Here is a 13,899-nt window from a genome sequence, read left to right as displayed (position 1 = left end):
CCACAATTGATGAATGCCCTTATATCCCTTTTATGAAACTAGTTGTGGTCGATACCTGCAGCCAAAGATTCCCTAATTTATCAGATAGGACAGGTGTGTTATCTATAATGAGATGGGCGACATAAGAGTGGTCAATCATTTGATCAATCCCCATATAAGGAGCTAATGCGCCGATAAATAGCAAGATAAACAGAACGAGATAGACCTCGGCAAAGCCAAAAACAGCACCCAGCCAACGGTTTACCGTTCTAAGTATGGGGAGATCAGCAAGAAAATCCAACATAGATCCCACAATTTGCCAAAGGATCTTCACCGCAACAAAGATGATAACGAAAGCAATCGCTCGATAGAAGGCCATCTCTAAGCTACTGTGACTCAGCGTAGAGAAAAAGGCATTAGAACCTGTGTCAGGAAATGGAATCCATAGCTTTAATACCGGAGCGAACTTTTTATAATAAATAAATGCGATAACATAAGCAGCGATAAAGCCCGTGAGATGAATGAGTTGTAAAATCAGCCCACGGCGTTTGCCAATGAAAAAACCAGCAATTAAAAGAATGATAATGATCAAGCTCAGCATAAAATGTTCCCCAACTTTCTGTCTCTGAACCAACAACGGTAACTATACACGACCATTGTTTTATTTATCCGATTAAGCAGCAGTACTTGCCGCACAAGCTTCTCTTTATCTATAAAGCTTCAAGACTATATTATCATATCAAAAAGTCGGAGTTTGGAAAACACTTTATTCACAGGCTTCACGAAAAGACATCCGGTCATCATTTCACCCTTGTTTCCAGCAGCTACTAACAACTGAAAGCGACCATTTAGTGCTCAATGGATTCGAAGCACAAAGGCCCGGTAATTTAATGCCTGCAAAAGCAATGAGGGTTTGACACTTCAATCCTTTTGGTAACATGATTACATCGTTCATCACTTTTTTACGAGGCATGAGGAGAGCTGTCTCCTACTCTCCATTTGAATCCACATGGCTTTCCTTTATATCTCTTAGTAAAGAAATGATCTCTTTATTTTGTTGAACTTGTATCTCAGAGCTGTTCCGTATCTCCATTACCCATTTTAATAAATAAATGACGATGATTAACGGAATTAAAAAAATGATTAAGGACATTAGTGCGCCAAATCCTCCCATATTCTTACCCCCATTTCTATTTTTTATCTATATAAGTCCATTCCATAATAGCTTATTTAAGTCAATTTAACGAACATGAATGACCTACGATCGACTAACACCATCACATCCATATGACAACACGAAGCTACACATCCATACCACTTCAGTTGTGCATCGGAGGCCGCGCCCGGAGAAAGTGTCCAGCTGTAGCGGAAATCGACTCAATAGTATTTGGATTTAAGTCTCAACAATTTCTATGATGAAATGGATTCATAACACCAATTCATTCTCCCTAGCTTTTTGACCCTGATATTATCCAATGTTATTCCGCTACCTAATCACCTCATGTATAATAGAAACAATAGGAGAGTGAAGATATTGAGCCAAGCTGTGATTAAGCTACAAGCTAAAGCCATACCGAAATTGCAGGCTTATTATAAGACGTATTTAGTGGATAAGTTGCCACCTGGCGCCCTCTTTCGAGCTGAAACAGGGAGTTGTGCCATCACTGCTTATCAATCAGGAAAAGTGCTCTTCCAAGGGAAAACAGCCGAACAAGAGGCAAAAAAGTGGAACAAAAGTGAACAAACACCCAAGACCACTCCCACTTCTCGAGTAAAGATGCGTCCTAATGTGGAGCACCATAACTATGCGCCGCCACGCCATATTGCTGAGCTGGCTATCATCGGTTCTGATGAAGTGGGAACAGGCGATTACTTTGGGCCGTTGGTCGTTGCCGCCGTGTATACCGATCAAAAGGATATGGATAGACTGCGGCAGCTTGGCGTGCGTGATTCAAAGGCTTTAACAGATGAACGGATTAAGGCGTTAGCAGAGCAAATCCTTCCAAACGTCACAAGTAGTGTATTAGTGTTGCCAAACGAAAAATACAATGCCCTGCAGAGTGCGGGTTACAATCAAAATAAACTGAAAGCTGTCATGCACAATCAAGCATTGCTTAACGTACAAAGCAAGCTTGACCATCCCTTTGATGGCTTTCTCATCGATCAATTCACCACACCATCAAATTACTTTAAATTGCTTGCTGATCGTAAGACGGTCATCAAGGAGCATATTTATTTTAAAACAAAAGGTGAGAGTGTCCATCTATCGGTTGCCTGTGCCTCAATTATTGCCAGACAGCGCTTTTTAAGCGAAATGGATCGTCTTTCCACACAATGTGGCCAATTACTCCCCAAAGGGGCTGGTCCCCATGTCGATGCCATCGCCGCCCAGATCATCACTACACAAGGGATTGACGCTTTAAAAAAGCTAACAAAGTTCCATTTCGGGAACACTGAAAAGGCCCTCAAACTAGCCAGAGGATGACAAAAGCGTTGTCCCCTGGCTCGCTCTTTTATGGCAATACCGAATTCCCTTCAAAGGCTTTCTTTTTATTTTAAAGCCTTTTTACTCTACCCCCGCGCCCCGCTTAGGTTATACTTGATATAATCCCCTTAATCCTTTACTTGTTTTATCGCGGATAGAAGTACGATCCGTTAGCCTTTAACCCCAAAACTATGAAAACAATTAAAAGAATACTCTGCAATAAAATAAGTTGTCTATCAAGAGATTTGCTCACTGAATGCTTGATAAAGAGAGGAAGGATTAATATGACTATCTATCGTCTTGGTGTATTAAAAGGAGATGGCATTGGCCCAGAAATTGTGAACGCTACCGTTGATGTCTTTAAAACGGCATCCCGTAAAGCTAACATTGACATTGAATGGCTAACTCTGCCAATGGGTTGGGAAGCGATTAAACAATACGATAATCCTCTGCCCGAAGTCACGACTGAAGGATTAAAAAATACCCACGGCTGGATTCTCGGCCCTCATGATTCGGCCTCCTACCCGCCCGATCATAAAAAGAACCTGAATCCGAGCGGTGTGCTCCGCCATACCCTCGATTTATTTGCAAATATCCGCCCAGCCAAAACGCTGCCGGGTATCCAAAGTATGGTTGGTGAAGCAGATTTGGTCATTTATAGAGAAAATACGGAAGGATTTTATGCAGACAGAAATATGTTTGTCGGTCATGGAGAATGGCAAATTACTGAGGATGTTGTCATAACAGCAGGCGTTTTTACACGACAAGCAATAGAACGCATCGCTCACGCCGCATTCCAAATGGCTATGAAGCGTCGTAAAAAGGTAACCGTTGTTCATAAGGCAAATGTCCTACGCTTAAGCAATGGTCTATTTTTAAATATCTGTCGTGATATCGCTCAACAATACCCCGAAGTGACAATAGATGACTATCATATCGATGCTATGGCGGCTCACCTCGCGCGTCGCGCCAAGGATTTCGATGTCATCGTCACAGAAAACATGTATGGCGACATCCTTTCTGACTTAGCAGGAGAGCTGGTTGGCAGCCTAGGGCTTGCCCCTTCCATCAATGCCAATGATACGATTGCCATGGCTCAAGCTGCCCATGGCTCCGCACCCGATATCGCAGGCAAAAATATCGGAAATCCAACAGGCATTATGCTGTCAACGGTCATGCTCATGGAATGGCTTGCTGAAAAACACAATGACCCTAAGCTAAAGGAAATGGGCACATACGTTGAACAAAGCCTCGCCCAATCCCTAAAAGAAGGGATAAAAACAAAGGACTTGGGAGGCCACGCCACAACTTCCGAATTTGCAGAAGCGATTTCTGAAAAAATCATGCGAATCGAATCACGCTAAGATAAACTGGGCGAAAATAACTTTTTCGCATTAGTGTCGATATAGTATTGGGTAAGATAATGATCATCTAAGTGCCGAGCTACATAATTGAAAGCAAGTGCCTGAAATGAAAGTCACCACCCTTCCTTATGCATGATAAGAATAAAAAAGGGAATTTTTTCAGTGGCCTAAATAAAAGCGAGAATTACTTCACGAACAAACCGCCTGTGTTACTCCAAGAAAGCTGATGACGAAGCAATATAGACATAGGGACAGATAACTTGGAACACAAATCGTCTATTCCAACACGTGCTGAGGCTACTATAGACGATCGCTAAAAACGTCACATCCAACACCAAAGCTAGCGCATTCTGCGTATCGGAGGCCGTAGCGAGCAGCGATAACTGGCATGTACACTATCTCCTCCAATGACACCCAAAATTTTGTACATGCTTATCATTAAAAAAGCTCACCGGGCTTTGAAATAGCCCAGTGAGCTTTTATTTGACTATGACGCTCAAGTGTGAGTCAGACTTTTCAAATGCTCAGCGGCTTGGATCAAAAAATCTGCTTCACCAAAACTGCCTGATTTCAACACGATGAGCATATCTCGTCCAAAAGCTAGGCCAGAAGGAACGCCTGTGGCAATTTCTTTAAGAATGAAGTTGCCTTTAATGCCTAGTTTTCGCGTGATCGTACCAGAGGTGTCACCACCTGCAATGACCAATTTCTTGAGGTGACATTGTTCAACGATTTGTACAGTGATGTCAGCTAACAGTGCCGAAACCATCTTGCTTATTGTTAAAGCATCGATCCCCTTCTCTTTGCCGAGCTGTTTCGTTTGCTGAACAATTTCCGGAGTATTGTCAGCCATCACTAGCACATCACTACCGTTTACTATCCGCTCCATAACACGTTTTACCGCCTCATCCTGTTCCAATTGGCGGTCCTGTGGAGAGTAAATATGTCTGGAATCTACCACGACAGTCGGACAACCCGATGCTATGAGCAGCTGCGTTTGCTCCCCAGTTTGTGGCGTCAAGCTCCCAGATACAATCAGCACACCGTAAGGATCATTCATATCCAACGATTGAAGGGGGCTGATCATGGGCTCAGTGGGAACAAATTTTGGCAGCTCTTCAGCCAAGGCTGAGCTTCCAGCCAACACTTTAACATCTTTCACTGCTTCCGCAATTACAGTCAAATCCTCTTGTGTCTCAGCGTCTACAATACAATAATTTGCCACTGCTCTCTGACTTTCAATTTCTGCTTTTAAAGCGGTAGCCCCTTTTCTTACGACATCCAGGTGTATAGCAGAAACCACCCTATCTGTTTGCTCCTGTAAGATAGAAACCAGATTGGATTGTTTCATTGGATGAACTGGATCATGGGCAAACTCCGATTCCTCTAATTGTTTCCCATAAACGGTATGAATACCGTTCACCGTCTTACGCCCATTTTTCGGAAAAGCTAGTACTATAACAGCAAACTCCTCATCAAGGGCGTCAAGCATCGCATCGAATTCCTTCCCTATATTCCCTCGGAAGACCGAACAGGTTTTGTTAAAAAAGCGTGTACACTGCAATTCTACTAACGCTTTTGTCGCTTGATAGACTTTTTGATAGCTTAATGCCGGGCTATCCAACCGACTATCTGTATCGACAACCACGACATTGGCATCGTTTTGTAGCTTCAGGTGCTCATCGTAGGCCACCACTTTTACCGTACAGCCATTTTTACTAAACATAATGCCAATATCATTTGCTCCCGTTGTATCGTCCGCTACAACGCCAATAATATGGGTCATGTCTACCCCTCTTTTCTATAAAAGATTATCAATAGAAAGAACGCACTATTTCCCTCTATAGTGCGCCTTAACTCGATCGCTTATCCAGTGCTGAAAGGATCGCCGCAATACTGATCTCCGGACTTGTTAATACGGGTTTGGGATAGGCTCTATCCGCCTCTAGTGCTCGAATCATAGAGATTTGCGCCAGTACGATCACATCACAATGCCCTGATAGCTCTGCTATTTTGTCTTGTATCAGTGCATCGTGTTGCGCAGTGTTCCCTTGATTTAAAGCTTTAAAGGCTTCCGTCACTACTTCTGTAACAACGGAAATCTCCTTTCCCTTCTCTTCCGCAAGCTCTATTAATATCTTCTCTGATGTCGGACCTGCTGCGGCCACTGTCGCAATTAATCCGATGTAATGCCCCATCTCTACAGCCTGCTCGAGCATCGCCAAATCTACACTTAAGACAGGCATGTCAAACTTGGATTGGACCAAACGTGCTTGTGGTGTAAAAGAAGAACAGGTTAACAGCACACCATCTACTCCACTTGCTTCTGCCTTGTGCACTAAATCCTCTAATCTTTGGATCATTTCAGGTGTAATCTGGCCGGTTTCGTTTAATGCTTTTATAAGTCCTTCATCTAAAAAATTTAAGCACTCTACATTAGGAGCATATTTACGAAAGGCGGCATTCATTGGTTCTACTGCATTCAAAGTGGCATGGACCAATCCTATACGATAGCTCATGATACATTCTCCTTTATAAAGCAAATAATGCTTATATTTTTCTACAGTTTCTTCCTTGGCTTATAAAAAGAGTCCTCTAGGAAGCTCTTAACGGTTGTTTCTGGAATTTTAACAAGATTAACGCCCGCTTCCTTTGCCTTCAAAATCATACGACAGGCCATCTCTAATGTCTCTAGTCTCATCTGTGCTTCTGCAATACTATCATCAAAGACGACAACACCATGGTTGCGCATCATAATGATATTGGCCTCTGTTGCTTGTTCAGCAATTGCCTGAGCCAAATCTTGAGAGCCTGGATGATAATAGTCGACATAAGCGATGTTTTCAAGGTAATACATCGTTTCGATAAATAGTTCAGACAAAATCGGCTCATCGCTACAAGCGAACAACGTCGTATAAAATGGAGAAGAATGCAATATAGCCTTGATATCTTTTCTCTTGCGATAAATCCCAAGATGAAATGGCGTTTCTTTGGAGGCCTTTTTGGTCCCTTTGTTCTCCCCTGTATCGATTTGACACTCGATAAAATCGTCCGCTTGTAAATGCGCCATATTTGTTCCTGAAGCCGTTATTACCATGTGATGATCATCAACTCTCGCGCTCATATTTCCTGATGTTCCCCAAGCTAATTGATGAGCAAGCAGATAGTGCCCTGCTTGAATAAGCTCTTGCTTTATCTTCATAATGACCACTCCATTATTAAATTTATGCCTCCGTCCTTCTCCATCCCCTTTCCCCTCTGATTGATCATTCTCTGAGGAAGAGAATGAGGGGAAAATTCTCTTCGCTTAGTTACTCTTGCAACTCCTTCAACAGCTTATTCATCGCTAGATAAGAGGATTGCGCCGCCTGATAATATGAAGGGTGCTGCTCAATTTCCATCCCGATATAGCCTTCATAGCCTACTGAGCGCAGCATTGAAAAGAACTTCCCCAGATCGATTGTTCCTTCACCGGGGATACGTCGGTCACTGTCTGAACAGTGGATATAGCCTATCTTCTCGCCAGCCAACACAATACTCTGGAGCGGAGATGCTTCCGTCGTCTCCATATGAAAGGTATCTAAATGAAGAGCCAGATTCGGCCTATTCACACTTTCAATCCAAGCAAGGGTTTCTGCTACCGTATTCAGATTGTTGATACTCCCCGCATGTTGTGGTTCAATGAGAAGCGTGACATTGTACTTTTGCGCATACTCACATAGCTCTCTGATAATTCCAGCAAGTGTCCTTAAGGCTTCTTCTTTATCGATACCTGTAAAGCTGCCACGAAACTTTCCTATAGAAACTGGAGCACCACCAAAGCGGGACGCCAATGCAATGACTTTTTTCAATCGCTCTTTCGCAGCATGCTTAACCATTGGATCTTGTGATAACAATGTGAGCCTATCGTCTCTTGTCACATGGGTAGCCAATATTGCAGCAACCTCAAGCTCCTTTTCCTTCAGCTGGTTAACTACTTGAAGCACATCCATCTCATCAGGATCTCTTACGGATAACTCTACTGCCTTATAACCAATTGCTTTAATGTCACTAATGTTGCGTTCGAAATCACCATTAAACCCCATAAATGCGGCATGGGTATCTGGTGTTCCAACGGGATATGCTAGATGCATTGTCCTCCCCCTGTTCTATTGATTCCTTTCATCTATCATGTTTAATAGACTTGGATTATTAGGTGTTTCGTGTAAGAAGACAAACCGGGCTGCCTGTCTCAATCTGTCGACCTGTATAAGTGAGCTGTCCAGTCTGTTCATCGACGGCGTAAACGACAACGGAATCACTATCCTCATTGGTCGCATATAAAAACTTACCCGTTTCATCAATGGTGATATGCCTCGGTGTTTTCCCTAAAGTAGGAACACATCCAATATTTTTTAAATACCCCGTATAATCATCTATGGAAAAAATCGTAATGCTATCGTGAATCCTGTTCGAAACATAAAGGTAATTAGCAAAGGGATGAATAATCACCGTGCCTCCCTCACCATTCCCCGTATAATACTCAGGCAGCGTTGGTACATTCTGCTTCGGGGTAAGCTTACCTGTCTCTCTATTCAATTGGTAATAGACGACGGAATTATCCTTTTCATTTAACACATAAACAAAGCGCTCATTGCTGTGAACAGCCGCATGACGTGGCTCTGCTCCTGGTCTAGCTTTTAAAGCGCATGTCTTTAAAAGCGCACCTGATTCTTCCACTTTATATACATTGACTTGACCATACCCCTGATCTCTCCCTTGAGCAGGGACCAATAAATAATCCATACTCTGTGAAAGGATACACTGATGCGGGTAAGAGATATTTCCTTCTTCTAAACCGGGAATATGCACCTCATGCACGGGATCAGATAGACGTCCATCTGATCCGCGCTTTAATGTCGCAACCTTCCCACCCTGAAGTGTCGCTACAAAACAATACGAATTAGTCTTATCAATGGTGAGATAAACGGGGTTTTTCCCGCCTGCATAAGCAGTGTTAAGATAATGTAATTTTCCCGTTGCTGAGTCGATTTTAAAGGCACTGACTTCTGTTTTATCTCCGTGCACAGTATACAAGTATTCTTTATTTCGATCGAAAGCAAGGTACGATGGATTCTCCAATTCAATCAATTGAATCTCCTGCCATTCCCCACTTTTCTCCTCTATCTTATAAACCTTTAGACCCTTTCCCCTCGCATGTCTTTCTTTGGTCGTTCGACATCCCACGTAGGCATAACTCATATAGCATTCCCCTCTCGCCTGTTCTATTTCATTTCTTGATTGCTTTTCCTAAACCTAGACGAGTTTATAGACACCTAAAATAGCTAACAAGAAGGCAACGATTAAAGCAACGAGCGCCCAAGCAATCAATTGGATAAACATTTTATTAATATCCTTTTTATCACTGTCATCCTTATCAGCATTCGCTGAAGTCGCAGCGATGATCAAAGCCCCCGCTTCAGAAATTGGGCTGAGACCTGTTATTGTAGAACCGACGACCACAGCAGTCGTTAGAGCATATGGCGAAACCGCGCCATGGAATGAGCTGGCAATATGACTGGCGGTTGGAATAAGCGTTGGAAAAACGACGCCAATTGCTGAGCTAAATAATGACATGATGCCCGCAGCTAATTCCATAAATGCCGTACTTGTATGCGGCCCCATAACAGATAACAAGCCTTTAGAGAGCAGATCAATACCACCTGAGCTAACAACAATCTCCATCAGCATGCCTACACCAAGAATCAGAAGCAAAACATTCCAAGGAATACTCTTAATGCTCTCTTTTTCATCTGCCGCCCCAAAGGCAACAAGGATGGCTCCGATTAAAAAGGCAACAAGGCCAACGTTCATTTGAAAAACCGTGGCACAAACCACCATGACAAGAATGCCGATCAATGTCATGATTTGATGCCAATTAAATTTAACAACTTCCGTTTCTAGAGTCTTGCTCACTGGCTTTGGCTTCCATCCCTTGTAGTAGAGATAAGGTAAAATAGCCATGACAACCGATGTGATTAATAATCCTAAAAAGATAGGAGTCATATCAGGTGCCAGCCCTTGCTTTGTCAGCAATCCTTTGACCAAGATGCCCTCTGGCGTGATCGGGACCATACGTCCACCCCAGATTCCAGCGATACCAATTAAGGAAAGCATTAAGGGTTCAAAGCCAGTCGCCACCGCAAGTGAAGCTCCCACAAGTGGTATGATGGCTAGATTAGGAATGGCACCTGGTCCAATCGCTGTTAATACAAAACCCAATAGATACATGACAATAGGAATAATCCATACCCTGTGTTTAACTAAAGACAGTATTTTGGCTTCAATCAAGTGCAGCGTATTATTTTGTCTGACGATACTAAAGAGATAGATCACTCCAGTCATCGATACAAATAACGAACTTGAAAACCCTGCGATGATTTCTTTGCTGTCTATATGATATATCTCTGCTAAGACAAGCGCTAATCCAATCGTAATGATCCCCACATTGGTCCTTCTAAAATACCCGACAACCACGGCAACTAACACAGCAAGTAATGAGACTACGCTTAAACTTCCCACTCTTTTTCCCCCTAATCCACTAACCGATTTTTTCAGACCGACAAATTTATTTCTCTAGTATTCTATATAGTAAAAGCAAGACGAGGCACCCCTATTGCAAAAACTCAGGCCTATTTAAAGCAACAAGCAAGATAACGCTTTCATCCATTCTAATATTTATCCACTTTTCTAACTTAAAACAGCCATAGCTATTTCAACCCTTTGAAGCGTATTCAAAAACCTGTTTTGTTTGGGAAGTGAACCCCCTAAAGCTGCTTCACTTCCCAAAATTAACTTTACTTGCTCAATTAAAAAGCTCCGGAAACTCTAAATGGTACTGTTGAGCCACTTCGCTCAAGTTACTTAAAATCTCACCAGAAAGTGGTATGCCTTTTTCGCTTCTCTCTTTAGCTACTCTTTCTTCTGGCTCGCCTGGCATCATGATTTCGTCAAACCCTTGTGCCCGAGGTAAGTTTTTCAAACGAGAATAGAAGGTATCCATTCTATTTTTGTATTCGTCCATCGAAACGAATAAATCTGGCTTGATGACGAAGAAAAGATGTCCAACATTTTGAGGTTCAGAATGATCAAAATACAAGCTTTTGACATCGCCACCAAAGTTAGCTCCTGTAAACATCCCCGCCATTAAATCCATCATCATTGCCAGCGCTGACCCCTTGGCTCCACCAAAGGGTAAACAAACCCCTTCAAAGGCCTTCTTAGCATCGGTTGTTGGGGCGCCATCTTTATCCAATGCCAAGCCTTCTGGTATCGGTTCTCCATTGGTGGCAGCTACCCTAATTTTTCCTCTTGCAATAACCGTCATCGCCATATCTAGTACATAATCAGGTGAATGATGGCCCCCTGGAATCCCTGTAGCCAGTGGTGCCGCACCTAAAAAGGTTGTTCTCCCACCCCAAGCTGGTAGTGCTGGTGAAGAGTTGGTAAACGCGATACAAATACAACCGGCTTCGATGGCTTGTTTAACATAAAGTGCCGCCATGCCAAAATGCGTACTATGACGAACACCTACAAGCGCAATCCCCATATTTTGCGCCATTTGGATGCCTTCTTCAATCGCCTTGTGGGAGACGATGAATCCCATACCGTCATCCCCGTCTACTATAGCAGCGGCAGGTGTCACTTTTTCCACCTTAATATCCGGTTGCGTATTGACTAATTTTTTACTGATCCTATTAAGATACATGGGTATTCTGGAAACACCATGAGAAGTTAGTCCTCTTAAATCTGCTGCAACGAGATCCTCAGCAATGGTCAATGCATCTGCTTGACTTAATCCCCCTGCTTCTAGCATTTTTGAGGCCATATCAACAAGTTGTTCTTTTTTTATTACTTTATCCTTTACCCCCACATGATCCCCTCCTATGAAAACGCTCTGCTTTGTTGTACATCTTCATTGTATAGGACCCTTGTTCTAGGGTAAAATTCAAAAATGTCATCCTTGATCATAACAAAAGTTCATGATGAAACGTTTACAAGTGATATAGCCCCTTTGGAGCGCAGGACGCGAGACTCCGGCGAGAAGTGGGAGATCGTTATAACCCGCAGCATAAAGCAGGCTCACCTCTTCCCGCCGAAAAATGAGTGGCTGAACTGGACATCAGCATCTGAACCTTCTTTATCCATGACAAAAATCCTTTTCAGTGACTTCACCAAGAGCGAGCGTGCCTGCACGATCAGACACCCGAATTGTTTCGAGCAAGCGTAAAGGCCATTCCATGAAGCGTTCAACCTATAAATTCCAACCTTAAAAAAGAAAAGCCTCACACATCACGATTGTGAAGATGGGCTCTTCTCCTATTTTTCATTCGCCTCTTATAACCTTTTCGCTTGAGATTAAGAAAAACCGGGCAAAAAGCATGCCCGGTCCTTGTCCTTAGTATAGAGCATCATCCAATATGAAAGAGGCTTCATTGCCTGATCAAGTGGATGGGAGCGCAAGGCGCGAGATTCGGAACACTTTAAAATCGTGTGTTCCTCGGGCGCCGCTGACTCATGATGCGGAGACTCGAGTCCTGCGGGACGTGGAAGATCGGTAAGACACCGCAGTGCGAAGGCGCGAGGAGGCTTACCACTCCCCCTCGGAAAGCGAGCGTCCTGGAGCGGAAATCCGCACCGTTCTCATGATCAGAAATTTTATACCTTCTGATCTTTTTAGAAAACTTGGCTTGCACCACTTCGCTGGTACTCCTGATGTGATTTTTGCAAATCACATACTTAGGGTGCCCGCAAGCCTTAGATGGCGAAGTCAAAGCTCGACTATACGATCTTCCTTTGAGAGCGTCAGCGAAATTATAAATTCTAATAGTACAAAAGAGTTGTGAGGGAGGCTTTGTTAATAAAGTGCGTTCATTTCTTTAACAAACTTAATAAAAGTATTAACTAAGGCCGTCTCAATATAGTCCTGTCTATAAATCATCCACGTATTCCGCTCTAATAAAGCGCCTTCTTTTGTAGGCATAGAAAGCTTAAAATATTCACTTTCTGGAACAATGGCGGGCCCAAAGAAAATCCCAAATCCCAGTCCCTTTAGCACCATTTCCCAACAGCTATCTAAATTATTAACCTGAAAGCCGATGGTTGGCAGGGTATCAAAATGAGCACGCCACCAATTATCTATAAGCTTAACCGTCACTGGATCTCGAGTATATTCAATCCGAGGGAGTTTTGGAAGATCGCTTAACTGTATTTTCTTATTGAAAGCAACGTAGCCTTCCTCTTGATCAAGAAGATACTTTTCCCCTTCGAAGTCATGGTCGCCTCGAATAAAGCCGATGTGTACTTCCTTGTTCCGGACGAGCTTAACTACTTCACCGCTCATTCCCGTTTTAATATCAAAGTTAATATCATGATGCGAGGTTTTATACTTTTGAAGGAGCGATGGAAGTACAAAGCGTCCAAAGGAATGGGGAGTGCCAATTTTTAAAGTACCTGTCTTCCCTTCATCGATTAACAAAAGGTGATGTTTCACTTCTTCTAGTAGGCTTAGGACGTCCCCAGCCTTCTCTATTAAATATTCTCCCTGTGGTGTAAAAATCACACCTTTATTATTCCGGTCAGCGATCACAATATTAAATTCTTTTTCTATTTGCTGCAATCTTTTTGTTAAAGCCGGCTGCGTCATAAATAGAGAGTTTGCTACCTTGGTCAAGTTATGGTCACGACGAAGTGCATCTAAAATTTCCCAATCACTGTCTCTCAACAATCCCTCTCCTCTCTTATCTATGAATAAAGCGACATCGCTCTCATACATCCGCTAACATTCACACCTGTCACGCAACCGCTTTATTATACTATAAAAATAAAATTCCGGCCTATTTAAGGAATTTGTAGGGGTCCGTATGAAATGATTTCTTACTTTAATCGTAGTGGGTAATCCTCATGGTGTCAATATTAGCAGATTCCCCGTTTGTGTCAAACTTTTCTCGGTACCCTATTCATCCCAGTATTTCTGGCACTCTAAATTTGTACGCTTTTCCAGCTACCGCGCGAATGTCTTCGCTTGGTTCC

12 protein-coding genes are annotated in these 13,899 nt (G+C 42.9%); 2 read left to right on the top strand and 10 right to left on the bottom strand.

Going from position 1 to position 13,899, the window contains the following annotated elements:
* Positions 1-19: 19 nt before the first annotated feature.
* Both IEW82_RS10370 and IEW82_RS10365 read right to left on the bottom strand, forming a co-directional pair.
* Positions 20-580, bottom strand: a complete 561-nt coding sequence (locus IEW82_RS10370; protein WP_188693406.1) for a CvpA family protein — start codon at positions 578-580, stop codon at positions 20-22.
* A 387-nt stretch (positions 581-967) separates the two neighbouring features.
* Positions 968-1,153, bottom strand: a complete 186-nt coding sequence (locus tag IEW82_RS10365) for a hypothetical protein (RefSeq protein ID WP_188693403.1) — start codon at positions 1,151-1,153, stop codon at positions 968-970.
* 327 nt (positions 1,154-1,480) lie between these two features.
* On the opposite strand from IEW82_RS10365, the gene rnhC reads away from it, so the two are divergent.
* A complete protein-coding gene (gene rnhC, locus IEW82_RS10360; protein WP_188693399.1) occupies positions 1,481-2,464 on the top strand; it encodes a ribonuclease HIII in 984 nt (327 codons plus the stop codon).
* Positions 2,465-2,748: 284 nt separating this feature from the next.
* A complete protein-coding gene (locus tag IEW82_RS10355; RefSeq protein WP_188693397.1) occupies positions 2,749-3,828 on the top strand; it encodes an isocitrate/isopropylmalate dehydrogenase family protein in 1,080 nt (359 codons plus the stop codon).
* 496 nt (positions 3,829-4,324) lie between these two features.
* On the opposite strand, the gene IEW82_RS10350 is transcribed toward IEW82_RS10355, so the two are convergent.
* The 8 genes from IEW82_RS10350 to IEW82_RS10315 all read right to left on the bottom strand — a co-directional run bounded on the left by IEW82_RS10350 (position 4,325) and on the right by IEW82_RS10315 (position 13,591).
* On the bottom strand, positions 4,325-5,614 hold the full coding sequence (locus IEW82_RS10350; RefSeq protein WP_188693394.1) for a four-carbon acid sugar kinase family protein: 1,290 nt from the start codon (positions 5,612-5,614) through the stop codon (positions 4,325-4,327).
* A gap of 67 nt (positions 5,615-5,681) precedes the next feature.
* Positions 5,682-6,347, bottom strand: coding sequence for an aspartate/glutamate racemase family protein (locus tag IEW82_RS10345; RefSeq protein WP_188693391.1), 666 nt, complete (start codon positions 6,345-6,347; stop codon positions 5,682-5,684).
* A gap of 41 nt (positions 6,348-6,388) precedes the next feature.
* The gene (locus IEW82_RS10340; RefSeq protein WP_188693389.1) at positions 6,389-7,030 is read right to left on the bottom strand and encodes a class II aldolase/adducin family protein; all 642 of its coding nucleotides are present in this window, start codon (positions 7,028-7,030) and stop codon (positions 6,389-6,391) included.
* A gap of 109 nt (positions 7,031-7,139) precedes the next feature.
* On the bottom strand, positions 7,140-7,961 hold the full coding sequence (locus IEW82_RS10335) for a sugar phosphate isomerase/epimerase family protein (protein WP_188693386.1): 822 nt from the start codon (positions 7,959-7,961) through the stop codon (positions 7,140-7,142).
* Between the two features lie 58 nt (positions 7,962-8,019).
* Positions 8,020-9,069 carry a lactonase family protein gene (locus tag IEW82_RS10330; protein WP_188693383.1) on the bottom strand — a complete coding sequence of 350 codons (1,050 nt, stop codon included), beginning with the start codon at positions 9,067-9,069 and terminating at the stop codon, positions 8,020-8,022.
* A 54-nt stretch (positions 9,070-9,123) separates the two neighbouring features.
* Complete coding sequence (locus tag IEW82_RS10325) at positions 9,124-10,389, bottom strand: SLC13 family permease (protein WP_188693380.1); 1,266 nt, start codon at positions 10,387-10,389, stop codon at positions 9,124-9,126.
* 283 nt (positions 10,390-10,672) lie between these two features.
* Complete coding sequence (locus IEW82_RS10320; protein ID WP_229672511.1) at positions 10,673-11,740, bottom strand: Ldh family oxidoreductase; 1,068 nt, start codon at positions 11,738-11,740, stop codon at positions 10,673-10,675.
* A gap of 984 nt (positions 11,741-12,724) precedes the next feature.
* Positions 12,725-13,591 (bottom strand): LysR family transcriptional regulator, encoded by an 867-nt coding sequence (locus tag IEW82_RS10315; protein WP_188693377.1) that lies wholly within the window; start codon positions 13,589-13,591, stop codon positions 12,725-12,727.
* Between the last annotated feature and the right edge of the window lie 308 nt (positions 13,592-13,899).

It is taken from the genome of Pullulanibacillus camelliae, assembly GCF_014642655.1.
GTDB lineage: Bacteria > Bacillota > Bacilli > Bacillales > Sporolactobacillaceae > Pullulanibacillus > Pullulanibacillus camelliae.
This window is presented reverse-complemented; position numbering and strand designations above follow the sequence as displayed.

Bases quoted from the DNA above. Each gene is read 5' to 3' on its own strand.
- IEW82_RS10330 (WP_188693383.1), bottom strand. From the start codon at position 9,069: ATGAGTTATGCCTACGTGGGATGTCGAACGACCAAAGAAAGACATGCG.
- IEW82_RS10350 (WP_188693394.1), bottom strand. From the start codon at position 5,614: ATGACCCATATTATTGGCGTTGTAGCGGACGATACAACGGGAGCAAAT.
- IEW82_RS10370 (WP_188693406.1), bottom strand. From the start codon at position 580: ATGCTGAGCTTGATCATTATCATTCTTTTAATTGCTGGTTTTTTCATT.
- IEW82_RS10340 (WP_188693389.1), bottom strand. From the start codon at position 7,030: ATGAAGATAAAGCAAGAGCTTATTCAAGCAGGGCACTATCTGCTTGCT.
- IEW82_RS10365 (WP_188693403.1), bottom strand. From the start codon at position 1,153: ATGGGAGGATTTGGCGCACTAATGTCCTTAATCATTTTTTTAATTCCG.
- IEW82_RS10355 (WP_188693397.1), top strand. From the start codon at position 2,749: ATGACTATCTATCGTCTTGGTGTATTAAAAGGAGATGGCATTGGCCCA.
- rnhC (WP_188693399.1), top strand. From the start codon at position 1,481: ATGTATAATAGAAACAATAGGAGAGTGAAGATATTGAGCCAAGCTGTG.
- IEW82_RS10345 (WP_188693391.1), bottom strand. From the start codon at position 6,347: ATGAGCTATCGTATAGGATTGGTCCATGCCACTTTGAATGCAGTAGAA.
- IEW82_RS10335 (WP_188693386.1), bottom strand. From the start codon at position 7,961: ATGCATCTAGCATATCCCGTTGGAACACCAGATACCCATGCCGCATTT.